The organism is Mesonia phycicola (assembly GCF_900141885.1).
GTDB lineage: Bacteria > Bacteroidota > Bacteroidia > Flavobacteriales > Flavobacteriaceae > Mesonia > Mesonia phycicola.
Window position 1 is genome coordinate 297,734 of sequence record NZ_FQYY01000001.1, and the last position, 18,168, is coordinate 315,901.

Annotated in this window: 17 protein-coding genes; 8 read left to right on the forward strand and 9 right to left on the reverse strand. The window is 31.6% G+C overall.

Translation table 11 applies throughout. The annotated features are described in order from the left end of the window. Positions 1–107 precede the first annotated feature (107 nt). Complete coding sequence (locus tag BUC03_RS01410; protein WP_073147478.1) at positions 108–830, reverse strand: TrmH family RNA methyltransferase; 723 nt, start codon at positions 828–830, stop codon at positions 108–110. Between the two features lie 14 nt (positions 831–844). Between BUC03_RS01410 and tamL the strand changes: the two genes are divergently transcribed. Genes tamL through accD form a run of 3 tightly spaced genes read left to right on the forward strand, consistent with a single transcriptional unit; the run spans position 845 to position 5,448 of the window. Continuing rightward, complete coding sequence (gene tamL / locus BUC03_RS01415; protein ID WP_234971589.1) at positions 845–3,439, forward strand: translocation and assembly module lipoprotein TamL; 2,595 nt, start codon at positions 845–847, stop codon at positions 3,437–3,439. 50 nt (positions 3,440–3,489) lie between these two features. Continuing rightward, complete coding sequence (fbaA, locus tag BUC03_RS01420; protein WP_073147480.1) at positions 3,490–4,557, forward strand: class II fructose-bisphosphate aldolase; 1,068 nt, start codon at positions 3,490–3,492, stop codon at positions 4,555–4,557. Between the two features lie 33 nt (positions 4,558–4,590). Beyond that, positions 4,591–5,448 (forward strand): acetyl-CoA carboxylase, carboxyltransferase subunit beta, encoded by an 858-nt coding sequence (gene accD / locus BUC03_RS01425; RefSeq protein ID WP_073147482.1) that lies wholly within the window; start codon positions 4,591–4,593, stop codon positions 5,446–5,448. A 67-nt stretch (positions 5,449–5,515) separates the two neighbouring features. Here accD and BUC03_RS01430 read toward each other — a convergent pair whose 3' ends face one another. The 5 genes from BUC03_RS01430 to BUC03_RS01450 form a co-directional block, all read right to left on the reverse strand. After that, the gene (locus tag BUC03_RS01430; protein WP_073147483.1) at positions 5,516–6,436 is read right to left on the reverse strand and encodes a T9SS type A sorting domain-containing protein; all 921 of its coding nucleotides are present in this window, start codon (positions 6,434–6,436) and stop codon (positions 5,516–5,518) included. Positions 6,437–6,487: 51 nt separating this feature from the next. Next, positions 6,488–6,712 carry a hypothetical protein gene (locus BUC03_RS01435; protein ID WP_073147485.1) on the reverse strand — a complete coding sequence of 75 codons (225 nt, stop codon included), beginning with the start codon at positions 6,710–6,712 and terminating at the stop codon, positions 6,488–6,490. A 235-nt stretch (positions 6,713–6,947) separates the two neighbouring features. After that, positions 6,948–7,313 carry a heavy-metal-associated domain-containing protein gene (locus BUC03_RS01440; RefSeq protein ID WP_073147487.1) on the reverse strand — a complete coding sequence of 122 codons (366 nt, stop codon included), beginning with the start codon at positions 7,311–7,313 and terminating at the stop codon, positions 6,948–6,950. A gap of 17 nt (positions 7,314–7,330) precedes the next feature. Continuing rightward, positions 7,331–9,562, reverse strand: a complete 2,232-nt coding sequence (locus BUC03_RS01445; protein WP_073147489.1) for a TonB-dependent receptor — start codon at positions 9,560–9,562, stop codon at positions 7,331–7,333. Positions 9,563–9,664: 102 nt separating this feature from the next. Beyond that, complete coding sequence (locus tag BUC03_RS01450) at positions 9,665–10,120, reverse strand: HYC_CC_PP family protein (protein WP_449405523.1); 456 nt, start codon at positions 10,118–10,120, stop codon at positions 9,665–9,667. 223 nt (positions 10,121–10,343) lie between these two features. Here BUC03_RS01450 and rpsO point away from each other — a divergent pair, with 223 nt between their 5' ends. From rpsO to BUC03_RS01475, 5 genes are all read left to right on the forward strand, one after another. Beyond that, positions 10,344–10,613 (forward strand): 30S ribosomal protein S15, encoded by a 270-nt coding sequence (rpsO, locus tag BUC03_RS01455; RefSeq protein WP_073147493.1) that lies wholly within the window; start codon positions 10,344–10,346, stop codon positions 10,611–10,613. A gap of 153 nt (positions 10,614–10,766) precedes the next feature. Beyond that, positions 10,767–12,983, forward strand: coding sequence for a polyribonucleotide nucleotidyltransferase (locus BUC03_RS01460; protein ID WP_073147495.1), 2,217 nt, complete (start codon positions 10,767–10,769; stop codon positions 12,981–12,983). 370 nt (positions 12,984–13,353) lie between these two features. Further along, entirely contained in the window at positions 13,354–14,157 is an 804-nt protein-coding gene (proC, locus tag BUC03_RS01465; protein ID WP_073147497.1) for a pyrroline-5-carboxylate reductase, read from the forward strand. A gap of 11 nt (positions 14,158–14,168) precedes the next feature. Continuing rightward, positions 14,169–14,939, forward strand: coding sequence for a glutamate 5-kinase (gene proB / locus BUC03_RS01470; protein WP_073147499.1), 771 nt, complete (start codon positions 14,169–14,171; stop codon positions 14,937–14,939). A 32-nt stretch (positions 14,940–14,971) separates the two neighbouring features. Further along, on the forward strand, positions 14,972–16,171 hold the full coding sequence (locus BUC03_RS01475) for a glutamate-5-semialdehyde dehydrogenase (protein ID WP_073147994.1): 1,200 nt from the start codon (positions 14,972–14,974) through the stop codon (positions 16,169–16,171). 76 nt (positions 16,172–16,247) lie between these two features. Here the strand turns inward: BUC03_RS01475 and yajC are convergent, their stop codons facing one another. From yajC to nusB, 3 genes are all read right to left on the reverse strand, one after another. Further along, entirely contained in the window at positions 16,248–16,550 is a 303-nt protein-coding gene (gene yajC / locus BUC03_RS01480) for a preprotein translocase subunit YajC (protein ID WP_073147501.1), read from the reverse strand. A 31-nt stretch (positions 16,551–16,581) separates the two neighbouring features. After that, positions 16,582–17,091, reverse strand: coding sequence for a DUF1573 domain-containing protein (locus tag BUC03_RS01485; RefSeq protein ID WP_073147503.1), 510 nt, complete (start codon positions 17,089–17,091; stop codon positions 16,582–16,584). A 61-nt stretch (positions 17,092–17,152) separates the two neighbouring features. Next, positions 17,153–18,094, reverse strand: coding sequence for a transcription antitermination factor NusB (gene nusB, locus BUC03_RS01490; protein WP_073147505.1), 942 nt, complete (start codon positions 18,092–18,094; stop codon positions 17,153–17,155). Positions 18,095–18,168 lie beyond the last annotated feature (74 nt).

Here is an 18,168-nt window from a genome sequence, read left to right on the forward strand (position 1 = left end):
AAGAAATTTCTTTTGAAGTTAAATAGAAGTTATGTACGTTTTGATCTTTCATTATAAAAACAAATATAAATGAAAAATTTAAGATACGTCACATAAGTATTAAAAAATTATCTACGTTTAAATTCACTTAAAAGTACAGCAGTAGCTGTTGCTACGTTTAGACTTTCTGTATTTTTATTTTCACCAAATTGTGGTATAGATATTTTAGAGGTTGCTAAACGCTCTATTTGAGGCGAAATACCATTAGCTTCATTACCTAAAACTAATATTCCTTTTGAAGAGATTTCACTTTCATAAATATTTTCGCCATTCATAAACGTGCCATAAACAGGCATTTTTAATTTAGAAATCTCGTCTGTTAAATTTCCATATACAACTTCTACTCTAGATATTGACCCCATGGTTGCTTGTATTACTTTAGGGTTGTAACAATCTACTGTATCTTCAGAACATAAAAGTTGCTTTACACCAAACCAATCACAAAGTCTAATAATAGTACCTAAATTACCAGGATCTCTAACGCCATCTAAAGCCACTATAAAATCTTCTGTGATTTTTGATGGTTCTTGAGGGATTTCAAACAAAGCTAAAGCAGTTTGAGAGTTGGTTAGTTTTGTAATTTTTTTTAACTCATTAGGCTCTAATAGCTGAATTTTATTTTTATCAGTAAAAAAAATATCTGCTTCAGAAAATAAACGTTCTAATTTAAAGTTAGAATTTAAAAGCTCTTTAATCACTTTAATCCCTTCTGCTACAAACAAAGCATTTTTTTGTCTATATTTTTTTTGAGATAGGCTGTTTATTAACTTTATTTGGCCTTTGCTAAGCATAAAATGATGTATTTTTGAAATTTAATTTTTTTTATTTGAAATCTGTAACTACAAAAATATCATTTATTCTGTTGGTACTGCTCATTATTTCTTGTAATGCAGTAAAAAAGGTTAAAGACAATCAACATTTATTAACAGAAAATAAAATTTTTGTAAATAATGAAGAAATTAGCACTAGACAGATTTACGACCAACTCTACCAAGAACCTAATGCTAAATTACCTCTATTTGGTATCCCTTTAAAACTACACATTTACAACGCTGCTAATCCGCAACCAGACACTTTATTTTACAATTGGCTACACAAAAAACCTAAACGTGAAAAACGTTTAATTAGGTGGTTTTCTAAAAAACAATTAGAACAAATTGGCCAATCTTATGTTGGTTTACATAAATATTTAGAAGAAATTGGAGAAGCTCCTGTAGTAGTAAGTGAACAAAAATCTGAAAGTTCTTCTACAAGGCTTAAAGCTTGGTACTGGAACCACGGTTGGTTTAATGCAGAAACAGATTACAAAATAAATAAATTAGAACATAAACGAGCAAAAGTAGATTATTACATTAAAACCCATCAACCTTATAAATTAGACTCTATATCAGAAAGAATAGCATCACCACAAGCAGATTCTATTTATCAATTACATAAAGAAGAATCTTTTATAAAAAAAGGAGCTCAATTTGAAACCGATAAATTTAATGCAGAGCGAGAAAGAATTGTAAATTTATTTAGAAATAATGGTCTTTACCATTTTGAGCAAGAATACATAAGTTTTGAAGCCGATACTATTAATACAGACCACCAAGTAAATATAGACTTAGTAATTGCAGATAGACAAATTACTAAAGAAGACACTACTTACACTGTACCTTACCATGCGCACTTTATTAGTGATGTAAACATTATTACAGACTACAAATACCAAAACAGAAATAACGCAATTAAAGACTCTGCTAGTTATAAAGGGTACACTCTCTATAGTTTTGATGAATTAAAATACAAGCCAGAAGCCATTGCTGATGCCGTATTTATAAAAAAAGGACAAGTTTACCGCGACTTAGACAGATCTCTTACTTATAGAAGAATGAATCAACTAGGGATATTTAAATATCCAGATATTCAATACATGGCAGATCCAAGAGATAGTACTGGTACTAACTTAATAACTAATATATTTTTAACTCCTAAACCTAAATTTGGAGTAAATTATGATTTTGATATTTCTAGAAGTAATATTCAAGATTTCGGGATTGGCTTTGGAGGTTCCTTATCTATAAGAAATATTTTTGGTGGAGCAGAAACTTTAGAAATTGGAGGAAGAGGAAGTATAGGTTCTTCTAAAGATGCAGCAGATAGTGATGATAAGTTTTTTAATATTTCTGAAATTGGTGCAGACGTAAACTTATCTTTCCCTAAAATCGCTTTTCCTATTAATACAGATGGTATTATACCAAAATCCATGTTTCCATTCACTACTATTAGTGCAGGGGTAAGCTCACAACAAAACATAGGTTTAGATAAACAAAATGTAACAGGGAAATTTAATTACAAATGGTATCCTAGTCAAGAATTAACACAAAAATTAGACTTAGTAGATCTACAATATGTTAGAAATTTAAACTCAGGAAATTACTTTAATGTTTATGAAAATTCATTTAGCAGATTAAATGAAATTGCACAAGATAATTACGACCAAGTAAACGCTTCATACTTTGAAACAGACGATGACCCTACTGACGACAATCTACCAGATTTAAGCATACCTGATGGGACAACAGCTTTTATTAATGATATAAATAATGGTGTTTACACATTAACTTCAGACGAAAGCCAGACTGCAAGTGATATTATTGAAAGAAGAGACAGACTTACCCAAGACAACTTAATACTTGCTACTAGTTTTAGTTACATAAAAAACACTAGAGAAAATATTTACGATCAAGAATTTACGCAATTTAGACTTAAGCTAGAAATGGCAGGTAACACACTATCGTTAATTGCACCTTTACTTAATTTTGATAAAAACAGCAGTAACAATTACAACCTGTTTGGCGTACAATTTTCACAATACGGAAAAGTAGAAACAGATTTTATAAAGCATTGGGATCTTGGGCAACAAAACGTATTAGCCATAAGAGCATTGGGCGGAATAGCAATACCATACGGAAACTCTAATGATATCCCTTTTGCTAGAAGTTTTTTTGCAGGAGGAGCAAATGATAATAGAGGTTGGCAAGCATATGATTTAGGTCCTGGTAGTACAGGAGGTATCAATGAATTTAATGAAGCTAATATGAAAATTACCCTTAATGCAGAATACAGATTTAACCTATTTGGGCAATTAAACAGTGCTTTTTTTGTAGATGCAGGTAATATTTGGAATGTGTTAGACAATGTAGAAGATGAAGAATCTAAATTCACTTCTCTATCAGATTTAAGTGAGTTAGCAGTATCATCTGGTCTCGGACTTAGATACGATTTTAGCTTTTTTGTAATTAGATTAGATGTAGGTTTTAAAACCTACAACCCAGCATATAACAAGCAAAAATGGTTTCAAGAATATAACTTTTCAAATGCTGTTTATAATGTTGGAATTAATTATCCTTTCTAACCCATTTTATTTTATTAATTTTGTAATTCGTTTAATTTAAAAGATAATTCATGAGTCATAATATCAAGCCGGGAGTTGCTACCGGAAAAGAAGTACAAGAAATTTTTAATCATGCAAAAGAAAACGGTTACGCAATACCTGCGGTAAACGTTGTTGGTTCTGATACCATCAATGCAGTTATGGAAACTGCTGCAGAATTAAACTCACCTGTAATCCTTCAATTTTCTAACGGTGGTGCTATTTTTAACGCTGGTAAAGGCCTTTCTAATGAAAACCAACAAGCAGCAATTTTAGGTGGAGTAACTGGAGCAAAGCATGTTCATGATTTAGCAAAAGCTTATGGAGCTACAGTGATTCTTCACACAGATCATTGTGCTAAAAAATTATTACCTTGGATAGACGGTTTATTAGATGCTGGTGAGCAATTTTACAAAGAGCACGGTAAACCATTATACAGCTCTCATATGATTGATTTAAGTGAAGAGTCACTTGAAGAAAACATTGAAATTTGCAAAACATACTTAGAGCGTATGAGCAAAATGGGAATGACTTTAGAAATTGAATTAGGTATTACTGGTGGTGAAGAAGACGGTGTAGATAATACAGACGTAGACTCTTCTAAATTATACACTCAACCAGAAGAAGTAGCTTACGCCTACGAAGAATTAAGCAAAGTAAGTGATCAATTTACAATTGCTGCTGCTTTTGGTAACGTACACGGTGTTTATAAGCCAGGTAACGTAAAATTAACTCCAAAAATTCTTAAAAACTCTCAAGAGTTTATTACAGAAAAATACGGAGTTGAAGAAAACCACATTGATTTTGTTTTTCACGGAGGAAGTGGTTCTACTGTAGAAGAAATTAGAGAAGCAATTGGTTACGGAGTTATTAAAATGAATATTGATACAGATTTACAATATGCATTTACAGAAGGTGTACGTGATTATGTATTAGCTAACAAAGATTACTTAGCTACACAAATTGGTAACCCTGATGGAGATGAACTACCTAACAAAAAATATTACGACCCAAGAAAATGGTTAAGAGAAGGTGAAATCACTTTCAAAAACAGACTTAAAAAAGCTTTTGAAGACTTAAACAATGTTAATAGTCTTTAATTAGTTAACCTTTTACTACCCAAATAAATACATATGGCTTGGTTTAAAAGAACAAAAAAAGGAATTCAAACAGCTACAGAAGACAAAAAAGATGTCCCTAAAGGCTTGTGGTACAAATCCCCTACCGGTAAAATTGTTGACGCAGAGCAATTAGAGAAAAATTTTTATGTGAGTCCAGAAGATGGTTACCACGTAAGAATTGGTAGTGAAGAGTATTTTGAAATTCTTTTTGACGATAAAAAATACAAAGAACTAGATAAGAATCTTACTTCTAAAGATCCGCTTAAGTTTGAAGACACCAAAAAGTACCCAGACCGTTTAAAAGACGCTCAAGAAAAAACGGGACTTAAAGATGCTATTAGAACTGGAGTTGGTAAATCTAAAGGAAAAGATTTAGTAGTAGTTTGTATGGATTTTAGATTTGTAGGAGGTTCTATGGGATCTGTAGTAGGTGAAAAAATTGCCAGAGCTGCAGACTATTGTATAGAAAAAAAGCTACCTCTTATGATTATTTCTAAATCTGGAGGAGCAAGAATGCAAGAAGCTGTATACTCATTAATGCAAATGGCAAAAACTTCTGTAAAACTAGCACAGTTAGCAGAAGCTAAATTACCATACATTTCTTTATGTACAGACCCAACTACTGGTGGTACTACGGCATCTTTTGCAATGTTAGGAGATATTAATATTTCTGAGCCTGGTGCATTAATTGGTTTTGCCGGTCCACGTGTAGTAAAAGACACTACAGGTAAAGACTTACCAGAAGGTTTTCAGCGTTCTGAGTTCTTACTAGAACACGGTTTCCTTGATTTTATCACTGCGAGAAAAGAATTAAAAAATAAAGTGAACCTTTATTTAGATTTAATTTTAAATCAGCCGGTTAGAGCATAACAAAAACAAAAAAAGCGACCAATTGGTCGCTTTTTTTATACTCTTATTTCATTTTAATTTACCACAATCACCTTTTAACAATTCGCTGAACGCTTTCTCCTTCAGCGCTTTGTATTTTTACAAAATACAATCCAACAGGCAAGTTAGAAATATCATAATCTTGTTGTGAACTAAAGTGTGCTATTTTTTTACCTGTTACTGAAAACAAACTTACCTCGTCTACTTTTTCTGAAGTTTTTATTTGAAAACTGTTTTGTACAGGGTTAGGGTACAAAGCAATTTCTAGTTTATTTAGAGGATCTACTTTTAATGTGCAAGCTCCTTGTTCATAAAAATTAGGAGTAATCCCATACAGTGTCCAGCTATTATAAGGAGCATTATTATTTGTTGCCGCAGTAGCATCATCTACCTTTATACAAATAGGGCGAGCAGAAGTATTATAGACAGAAATTTCCATATTTAGCATATTAATATTATTTCCATTTTGTAAATTGATTTGCTCTAAATGCTGTAAATATCCTGTAGACAGATATGTAATATTAGGATTAGTGCTTAAATCTATTTCTTCAATAAACATAGTTTCCACATCATTTTGCCCTTCCATTACCATTAATTCTTCTAAATTCACTAAACCTGTTAGGTCTATTTTTTTTAATCCCTCATAAGTCCAAATTTCTAAAATTTTTAAATTGGTATTAGCTGTTAAATCTAGTGTTATATTATTATTATTCTGAAAAGGCACATCAGATATTTCTAATATTTCTAAAGCCGTAAAATCTTCTAATCCAGTAAAATTTCCTACCCATTGTAATTGTAAACTGAGCAAAGTATTAATATCACTAGTTAATACTTGCCCATTAATTACACCGTCACTATCTATACTCTGATTGATAAGGTATTGCTCAAAATTTTGGTCTGGTATGCTAGTAGTTTGTGCCGTAATACCAATACAGAAGAATAGACTTAAAAGGTTTATATATATTTTCATAAGGTTTTGTTTTATTGAATGACTAAATTTTTGGTAGCTATAATTACTCTATTACATGTTAATGCTACCACTAGGGTAAGTAGAAACATCTATGTTTACTGAGCCTGTATTTACATCTAGAATATAATTATTACTTATTACGGTTTGAGTTGAGGTAATACTTATATAATATGAATAAGGTGATGATACTGCTCGGTTTAAATTAATTTCTTCCCTTACAAAACCACAAGGTTCCTCATATTCAACTTGAGCAAAAGCTATTAAATTAAAAAACAAGAAAATAATAAAAAAACACCATCTAAGTTGGTTGGTTGGTAAAATTGTTTCATACTATTAGATTTTAATTGGTTAATTTTAAAACAATTACACCTAAAGTACTTAAAAAAATGAATATTTCATTTAAAAAGTATTAAAAACATAAGATTAACCTTTTTAAAATTCTATTTTATCAATAAAAAAAGCCCTTAAAATTTAATTTCAAAGGCTTTTTAAAAATTTTTAATTATTCTGCTTACTTGCTTTCCTCGTCTTTATGATCATCTTTTATTTCTTCATCGCGGTAAAGACAACAAGGGTGAACGCTATGATAAGCTTCATCTGTAGCTTTTAAATCTTCCACATCGTGCCCTACTGCTAAAATGCTTTCTTTTATGGTCGCTAAATCTGTCTTCTTTTCATTGTAAATAAGTTTTAACTCGTGTGTTTCTACATTCCAAATAGCACTTTTTACGCCTTTGGTTTTTATACTTGCTTTTTCGATACGTTCTTTACACATCGCACAAACACCATCTACCTCTAGGGAGGTTCTAGCATTTTTATTTTGAGCAAAAACAATGGTTGTCACCATTAAACATACAATACTTACTAATTTTTTCATCTTTATTTATATTTTAATTATTTAATTTTATAACGTAACCCTGCGTAATATAAACTTCCAAAGATAGGTCCATATACAAAAGTACTATCAAAGGTAGAACCAAACGGATTATCAGTTCCTAATATAGGTCTATCTTGTCTTACATTGGTAATGTTTTCTCCACCCACATAAATTTCAAATTTAGGAGAAAATACTTTTGTTACTTGCGCATTAATGGTATTCACTTCTGGTGAATAATTTGGCAACTGAAACTCTACAGAATTTGCTGCTGTAGAAGAAAAACGTTGTTTACCCAACCAGTTACAAGTAACATCAAACTTCCACATACTATTATTTTTAATTTCAGTATCGTAAGAAAGGTTAGTGAAGAAACGATGTTGAGCTGTAAGTGGCTTTATTTTTTCTCCAGATAAATACTTGGTTTTAATATCATAATACTTATATGCTAACCTAATATCAAAACGCTCAAAAGCATTGTAATTTACTTCTGTTTGAAAACTATTTGCGTAGCTATCGTGCTCTAAATTATAAAAACTTACTTGCTGAGCGTTTTCCCAATCTACCACTACTTGATTAGTAAAGTCTGTTCTGTAAAAATCAACCGTAACATCTGCTTTTCTATTAAATAGATTAAAACCTTGCAGATAAGACACTCCATAATTCCAAGCAATTTCTGGATCTAAACCATAAGTCCCTCCTTCAGAAGCACCTAAAATATTTATAGACCTATTGGTAGAAAATAAACTTTGATTTTCAGCAAAAATATTAGCAATTCGCTTACCTCTTCCTATAGACGCTCTAAAAGCAGATTTTTCCCAAGGAGTGTATTTTACATGTACACGAGGAGTTAAAAAGAAACCTAATCTATTGTGATAATCTGCTCTTAAACCAGCTGTTAGATTAACTTTTTCTAAATTATCAAAATTATATTCAAAAAAACTACCTACCGAGTTATCTTTACGTTGGTATGACATTTCTTGTACTTGCTCATCATACTCATCATAAGTAAAACTTAAACCTGTTTTAATTTTGTGGCGTGAATCACTAATGATTGAGCTATAAATAAAATTAGAATAAATGCTGTTATGCTCAATATCATAATTACGTAAACCAAAATAAGATTCTTGATTATGGTGACTTACCGCAAATTGTAATCCCATATTCTGCCAAGGTAAATCAGGGTTTACATAGCCTATTTTACTAGAAAAATCGTAACGTTGGGTATCTATCTCACTACCCCAAGCATTAGTTGTTAATTTATCTGTATCTGGATCAAAATCTAACTCTCCAGTTTGTTTATGGTCGTTAAGCACTCTTAGATTAAAAAAACCTACAATACCATTTTCATTATCTGTATACTGCCAACGATTCATTAAATTTATTTGATGATACATAGGCATATCTAAGAAGTTATCATGATTCACATCGTGTTTTTCTTGATGTGAATTACCATGAAGATAAATACCTGTGCTCCATTTTTCACTTACTTTAGTATTATAGTGGGTATTCAACTCTACTCGTTGGCTACTTGCTCCATATACATTTAAAAAGAATTTATTATCTTTTGTAGGTTTTTGCAACTCTGCATTAATTTGACCTGCAATACTCTCATAACCATTTACAACACTTCCTGCTCCTTTGGTTATTTGTATACTTTCTACCCAAGTACCTGGAGTAAAAGTTAATCCGTAAGCTTGTGATGCTCCTCTCACAGTAGGAATATTTTCCATAGCAATTAAAATATACGGACTTGTAAGCCCTAACATTTTAATTTGTCTGGTACCAGAAATAGCATCAGCAAAATTAACGTCTATAGAAGGGTTGGTTTCAAAACTTTCTGATAAGTTACAACAAGCTGCTTTTAGCAACTCATCACTACTAATATTTATTACATTTTTAGCATCAATGTAAGATCTAGAAGTGGCTTTCTTTTTTGATACCACATTTACCTCATCAAGATTGCTAGTAGGGCTTAATGCTAGATCTATTTTATTTTTAGGGTTATTAACTATTAAAGTATCTGTAGAAAATCCCACATAACTCACTACAAGTTTTTTATAAGATTTTTTATAAGGAATAGAAAACTCCCCATCAAAATTGGTTACAACACCTACCTCTGTCCCTAACCAATACACGTTGGCTCCTAAAAGTGGTGTATTTGTTCCTTCTTCTTTCACTATTCCCTCTACTGTTTCTTGAGCAAAGCTGAATAAAGGAAAGAGAAAAATAACTAATAATATTTTTTTCATGAATTAGGTTAATAAATTTTATGAATTACAATTAAAAAGTGCGTATTCCCTACTCCATTATATAGAAGAAAGAGAATTATTCAATTCATTAAAATTTAAAAATCAAATCAAAAATGTCTGGTGATCTACCAACTTATTGGTAATTAAAAAGGGAGAACTATAGTTTTTATACCTTGTTTTAGATACAGAAGTAAAATTAAATAGCTCATTAAAAGAAACTGTAAAAGCAAATAAGAAAACTTGCTGATTATAATCTAAATCATCAAAATCTTTTGCAGGAAAAACATCTTGCCCTTCCACTACATCTATTACATCACTACAACAGTCTGCATCTGCAATATTCTCATTTTGGCATTTATCGGCACAAGGGATATCATCGCATTTTTCTAAATTATTAAATAAAGAAAAATTTATTAAAAACCCTTCACAAAAGTGCTTCTCTATAGTAAATGAAGAGGTTGACACTAGTATCAAAATAGCTAGTGACAAAGAAAATATTTTATGAAAGAATTTGTTTTCCACCTTACAAAAGTAAAAAAATATTTTCAGAAAAAACACCCTTCTTTATTCTTAAGCCTTCCACAACTTAATTTATACTATTATATTAATTACAGAATAATAAAATATCTTACTAAACATCAAATTTATTTCTACAAAAATAGCACCTGAAATAAGTAATTAATTGAATTTAAAATTTTATCTGAAAAATAAATAATAAGTGTATATTTGCCGCTGAATAGAAAAACTATTCGTACATAATAATCATTGAAATAATATTGGAATGTATTTAACAAAAGAAGAAAAACAACAATTATTTGAAAAGCACGGTAACGGTAAAAACGATACTGGTTCTGCAGAAGGGCAAATTGCTTTATTTACAAAAAGAATCGCTCACATCTCTGATCACTTAAAAACGAACAGAAAAGATTTTAACTCTGAGCGTTCTCTAGTTATGCTAGTAGGTAAAAGAAGAAGCTTACTTGATTACTTAATGAAGAAAGATATTTTAAGATATCGTGCTATTGTTAAGGAATTAGGATTGAGAAAATAAAAACACTAAAGGGGCTTTATGCCCCTTTTTTTATAGAATAAATTGTTACCCTAGACAGTCAAGGGTAGTTTTTCATTGGTCAACAACACACACAACAACACAACTCTGACCGTCCGATAAGACGGAGACCATTGTTTAATAACAAAACAAATTATGATTCCAAAAACATTTAAAGAGGTTATCGACTTAGGAGATGGAAGAGAGATCTCTATCGAAACCGGAAAATTAGCAAAACAAGCACACGGATCTGTGGTTGTACAATCAGGGAAGTGTATGTTGCTTTGTACGTTAGTATCTAACTACAAACAGAGTGATGTTGATTTCTTACCATTAACTGTAGATTATAGAGAAAAATTTGCTGCTGCAGGTCGTTACCCAGGTGGTTTCTTTAAAAGAGAAGCAAGACCTAGTGACGGTGAAGTATTAACTATGCGTTTAGTAGACCGTGTGTTAAGACCACTTTTCCCTAAAGATTATCACGCAGAAACTCAAATCATGATTCAATTAATGTCTCATGATGATGATGTTATGCCAGACGCTATGGCTGGTTTAGCTGCATCAGCTGCTATTCAACTTTCAGATGCTCCATTTGAATGCCCTATTTCTGAAGCAAGAGTAGGTCGTGTAAACGGAGAATTTATTATTAACCCTACTCGTGCACAGTTAGAAGAATCTGACATCGATATGATGATTGGTGCTTCTGCAGACTCTGTAATGATGGTAGAAGGGGAAATGAATGAAATTTCTGAAGAAGAAATGACAGAAGCTATCAAGTTTGCTCACGAAGCTATTAAAAAACAATGTGAAGCACAGGTAAAACTTGCAGAAGCTTTTGGTAAAAAAGAAACACGTGAGTATGAAGGGGAAAGAGAAGATGAAGCTCTTCAGCAAAAAATTCACGAAATGGCATATGATAAAGTATATGCTGTAGCAAAAGCAGGATCTTCTAAAAAAGAACGTTCTACTGCTTTTGGAGAAATAAAAGAAGAAATAAAAGCTAGTTTTAGCGAAGAAGAAATTCAAGATTTTGGAGATTTAATCTCTAAATACTACGCTAAAGCTGAAAAAGCTGCAGTTAGAGATTTAACTCTTAACGAAGGTTTACGTCTTGACGGAAGAAAAACTGACGAGATTAGACCTATTTGGTGTGAGGTAGATTACTTACCATCTACACACGGGTCTGCTATTTTTACTAGAGGAGAAACTCAAGCATTAGCAACCGTTACTTTAGGTACTTCTAGAGAAGCAAACCAAATAGATATGCCTAGTTTTGAAGGGGAAGAAACTTTCTATTTACACTATAACTTCCCTCCTTTTTCTACAGGAGAAGCTAGACCAATTCGTGGTACATCTCGTAGAGAAGTAGGTCACGGTAACTTAGCACAAAGAGCTTTAAAAGGAATGATTCCTGCAGACTGCCCTTACACAGTACGTGTAGTTTCAGAAATCTTAGAATCTAACGGTTCTTCTTCTATGGCAACAGTTTGTGCTGGTACTATGTCTTTAATGGATGCTGGTGTAAAACTTACAAAACCTGTTTCTGGTATTGCAATGGGATTAATATCTGATGCAGATTCTGGTAAATATGCTGTTCTTTCAGACATATTAGGTGATGAAGATCACTTAGGTGATATGGACTTTAAAGTTACAGGTACTGCAGATGGTATTACTGCTTGCCAAATGGATATTAAAGTAAAAGGATTAAGTTATGAAATTCTTACCAATGCTTTAAAACAAGCTAGAGATGGTAGACTTCATATTTTAGGAAAAATTACCGAAACCATAGATGCTCCTCGTGAAGATGTGAAAGGGCACGCTCCAAAAATGATTACTCGTAGAATCCCTAACGATTTTATTGGTGCATTAATTGGGCCTGGTGGTAAAGTGATACAAGAACTTCAAAAAGAAACAGGTACAACTATCGTGATTAACGAAGACCCTGTTACAGAAGAAGGTATTGTAGAAATACTTGGTACAGCTCAAGATGGAATAGATAAAGTAATGGCTAAAATTGACTCTATTACTTTTAAACCTGTTAAAGGAAGTGTTTACGAAGTAAAAGTAATTAAGATTTTAGATTTTGGTGCGGTTGTAGAATATACAGAAGCTCCAGGAAACGAAGTATTATTACATATTTCTGAACTTGCTTGGGAACGTACTAATAATGTGACTGATATTGTAAATATGGGTGACGTATTAGATGTAAAGTATTTTGGTACAGACCCAAAAACTAGAAAAGAAAAAGTTTCTAGAAAAGCTTTACTTCCAAAACCAGAAGGTCATACAGAAAGAGCTCCTAGAGAAAATAAAGGTAGAGACAATCGCTCACGTGATGATCGTAAGCCTAGAGAAAACAAGAAAGAAGAATAAACCTCATTTTTTCTAATATATAAGTCCTATAATTAATTTTATAGGGCTTTTTTTATCTATCACTTTACACCCTACCATATTTTATACAGTGAAAAAGCCCAAGTTAAATCTTGGGCTTTTTTATTTTTTAAGATTTCATTAACTGACAGCTTAACACCTTTTAGACGCTTTGGCAGTATGACAAAAAGTAAAAAATTATTTCAATTTAGATTATGCAAGCTAATATCCTAAAATAATGTCAAAGTGCTAACATATAGACCTGTTAATTGCTAAATTCAAGAAACCGATACATTTACCTATTATTTAGGGAGGTCTGCATAGTACTTGCACCTAATAAGGTAAATAAATACTAAACCAAGAAATAAAAAAGATGAAAGTATTAGTAATTGGAGCAGGAAATATGGGATTAACTTATTCTGAAGGAATGGTAAAATCACCTCTCTTAGGAAAAGAAAATCTAATGATATATGACACTGACCCAGAAAAGATCTTATCACTTAAAGAAATTTCACATTTTGATGTTTTTGAAAAACTAGAAGACTGCTTACCTCAAGCAGATTTGGTATTTATTGCTGTTAAGCCTTATCATAGCGATGAGCTTTTTGAGCAAATGAAAACAATGATTAATGAAAGTCAAATATTTATTTCATTAATGGCAGGTGTAACTATAGAATCTATTCAAGAAAGACTAGGAGCTAAAAAAGTAGTAAGAACAATGCCTAACCTACCAGCACAAGTTGGTAAAGGTGTTACCTCTTACACAGAATCTAAAGAAGTTTCAAAAGTAGAATTATTAGCTATTAAAAACTTACTAGATACTACTGGAGCATCTATACATGTAACTTCTCAAAATTTTATTGATGCCTCTACAGGTATCTCTGGTAGCGGTCCAGCATATGTATTTTACTTTATGAACTCTATGCTAGAAGCTGCTAAAAAAATGGGATTTTCAGATAAAGATTCTAAAACACTTGTAAGTAACACTTTTGAAGGTGCTGTAGAACTTTTTAATAGAAATGATTTATCTCCACAAACCTGGATGAACAGAGTTGCCTCTAAAGGAGGTACTACTAGAGCAGCCTTAGATTCAATGGACGACAATAATGTGAAAGATTTAATTAAAGAAGCAGCATACGCTGCATTTAATAGAGCAATAGAACTAGGTAAACAATAATATAAATTATTATGAGTAAGAAAAGAGTTGTAATAAAAGTCGGTACGAATGTAATGACCAATAAAGACAACCGAATTTTAGGCCCAGTGCTTAAAGAACTAGTGAGACAAATAGCAGAACTTTATGAAAGAGATATCATGACAGTTCTAGTATCATCTGGTTCTTCTATAGCAGGCCAAGAAATACTGGGAGAATGCAACATTAAAGACAAGTCTATTAGAAGACAAGTTTTTTCTGCTGTAGGTCAACCAAGAATGATGAGACATTATTATAGCATATTTCATGATTACGGAATGAGATGTGCACAAGTATTAGCCACCAAAAGAGATTTTGACTCTGGTAAACACAGAAAAAACATGATTAATTGCTATGAAGGTCTTCTTTCTGAAGGAGTTATCCCTATAGCAAATGAAGATGATGCTGTATCACTAACTATGTCTATGTTTTCAGACAATGATGAATTAGCAAGTTTAGTAGCAGAATTAATTAATGCAGATAAATTGATTATTCTTACAGACATTGAAGGTTTTTACACAGGTCACCCAGATGATGAAAACTCTAGAAAACTAAATGAGGTTAAAGTTGATCAAAATGTAGAAAAATACGTTCAAACTTCAGAGAAAGGTGAAGGTGAAGGTAGAGGTGGTATGAGTTCTAAATTAAAAATAGCAAAAGGTACTGCTAATAAAAATATACCTACCTACATCGCAAATGGTAAACGACATAATGTAATTGTAGATATTATAGATGGAAAAGATGTAGGAACAAAGTTTACCAATTAAATTAATTGATAAAACTTAAAACTGAAAAAAAAATGGAATTATTAGATTCAACTATAAAAAATAAAGTTCTAGACTCAATGATGAAAATTATTGATAAAGAGCGTTTAAATATTATTGCTGAAAATAAAAAAGACCTAGATGCTTTTAATAGAGAAGACCAAGCACTCTTTGATCGTTTAGTTGTAAATGAAGCAAAAGTAGATGGAATGATTCAAGCTATTAAAGAAGTAAAACAGCAGCAAGACCCTGTAGATAATCAAATATCTGACAGAACTTTAGATAGCGGACTAAAAATCATCAATAAAACAGCTCCTTTTGGAACTATCATGATTATTTATGAGTCTAGACCAGATGTTACTATTGAAGCTGCTGTTTTAGCATTTAAAGCAAATAATAAAATTATTTTAAAAGGTGGTAAAGAAGCAAAAAACAGTAATATTATTCTAGAAAAATGTTGGCACCAAGCATTAGAAGAGAATGGCCTATCTAAAGATTGGATTAAACTAATGCATACCAATAGAAAAGAAACCCAAGAATTTTTACAAAACCCGACAGAACAATTAGATTTAATTGTACCTAGAGGTGGAGAGCGTTTAATACAATTTGTAAAAGAAAATGCAAAATGTGCTGTTTTAATCAGTGGTAGAGGTAATAACTTTTTATATGTAGCAAAAGACGCAAATTGGGAAAAAGCTGTAAAAGTTATACTTAATGCTAAAACAGATAAGATTTCTGGTTGCAATGCCCTAGATAAAGTTTTAGTAGACAAAAATTTACCAGATTACCATGCTAAACTTAAAGAGCTACAAACTATTTTAAAAGAAGCTAATGTTAAAATTTTAGTAGACCAAAAAGTAGGAGAAATTTTGACCGATGAAGAAAAAATTTCTAGTGAAAATACTTGGTATGAAGAATTTCTCGCTTTAAAAATTGTAATTTCTGAAGCAGATGGAGTTGACGATGTTATAGAGAAAATTAACAAGTATTCTGGAGGTCACTCTGCCTGTATAATAACAGAAGATAGTAGTAAAGCTGCTAAATTTATGGAGCAAGTAGATAGTGCTGCAGTATACCACAATGCCTCTACAAGATTTACAGATGGGGGCCAAATGGGTGTTGGTGCAGAGTTAGCTATAAGTACAGATAAATTACACCATAGAGGGCCATTAGGCTTAAAACAGTTAGTCACTAATAAATACTACGTGTATGGTGATGGTCATGTAAGAGTATAATTTCTTACTAAGTGTAAGTAAAAAAAAAAGCCTCTCCAATTGGAGAGGCTTTTTTTTGTATAATGCAGAAATAAAATTATTTCTTATTATCTTTTTCTTCCTTTGGTTTGTTTAAAGCCTGACTAAGCTCCATAGAAATGGAAGACTTATCAAAAGTGATTTTACCAGCTCCGGTTTCAATAATTACTGCATTTAGTTTTTCACTAAAATCTGCAATTTTACCGTGCATACCACTTTTAGTCACTACTTTATCTCCTCTTTTAAGCTCTTGCGCAAAATTCTTTTCACTTTTTTGACGCTTCATTTGAGGTCTAATCATAAAGAAATAGAAAACCGCAAATATTGCTAAAAAAGGCCAAAGTCCCATCAATGCATCCATACACTAAATTTAAGTATTTTTATATCTAATTTTAGCTATGAGTGTGACCTTCATGAGATTCTGCAGCTGGAGCAGCAGCACCGTCAGCAGCAGCAGCTGGGTTTACAAAAGCTTGAATTTTAATCATCTCTTGTCCAGACTCTGTGTTAGTTGTAATTCTAACAGTTTTCATTTGGTTATTTGGCTTGTTACGAGAATTGAACTTTACAGTCATTTCACCTTCTGCACCTGGAGCGATAGGCTCTTTTGGCCAAGATGGTACTGTACAACCACAACTTCCTTTTGCATTTGAAATTACTAAAGGTGCATCACCTGTGTTAGTAAATTTGAAAGTATGCTCTACTACATCACCTTCGTTAATTGTACCAAAATCGTGCATTTCTTCTGCGAAAGTCATTTTTGGAGTTCCTTCTGCATTAGCATCTCTTTCTGCAACTTCAGATACATTTTCTTCATTAACTTTGTCTGCTGCTTTTTCTTCTTTACATGAAGTAAATGCGATTGCTGCAACAGCAGCCAACATTAAGAATTGTTTTTTCATTTTAAATTATTTTAGGGTTTGTAATTGATTTTAAGCCTTAAAAGTAATAAAATTTGATGTATTACATCAAACCTCTACCTATTTTATTTAATTTATTAGCTTCTTTATATTCTTTAGATAGCTTATCTAATATACCGTTAAGAAAAATACTACTTTTTGGGGTACTGTACTCTTTAGCTACTTCTAAATACTCATTAATAGTTACTTTTACTGGGATAGATGAAAATTTTAAAAATTCACATATTGCCATTACTAAAAGTATAGAGTCTATTTCTGCAATTCTGTCTTGATCCCAATTTGGGGTTTTACCTTCAATATCTTTTGCAAAGGTTTCTTGATTAAGCAAAGCTTTTGTAAAAAGCTCTGTAGCAAACTCTTTGTCTTCTATATTTTTAAAGAGTTTTGGTATTTTTATAACTTCTTCAGACTCTTTAGTTTTTCTTATTAATTTTAAAACAGTGGTATTTACAATTGGCAAATCGTCTAACCAAGTAAGTTTCTTGTCTTCTAAATAATCGTAAAGCTTTTCATTAGGAGCTATAATATCTTTAAATATGTTTGCTATAAATTCTCTATCTTCAGAAAAGGTAGACTCACGAGTTTTTAGATATTCAGCAAAAAGCTCACTTTCTCTAATTTTATTCCAAACAATGCTTACATACTCATCATCTAATTGCCAATGATCTAAATGGCGGTCTTCTAAAAGCTCATTAAACTCTTCATTTTGTTCTATTTTCTGAATTAATTTATTCTGAACAAATTTTAAGTTTGGCTTTTTATCTTCTGCAGTGGCAAGATGTTTTTTCTGAGATTTCTCAATTAAATCTTCTGCTCTTTTTTTTACCTCAACCAACAAAGACAGGTTTAGTAAAAACAAATCATACATTTCTTCCATACTTTTAAGAAGAAATTTTTGCTCTACTTGTAGGTTAGCATTACTAGATTGATTAAATGCATAGATAGACTGCATTACTTTTACACGAATATGTCTTCTTGTTAACATGGCTTTTAAAGAACATTTTAAAATTAAAAAAGGGCGAAAAGAATTTCGCCCTGCAAAAATAGAATTTTATTTAT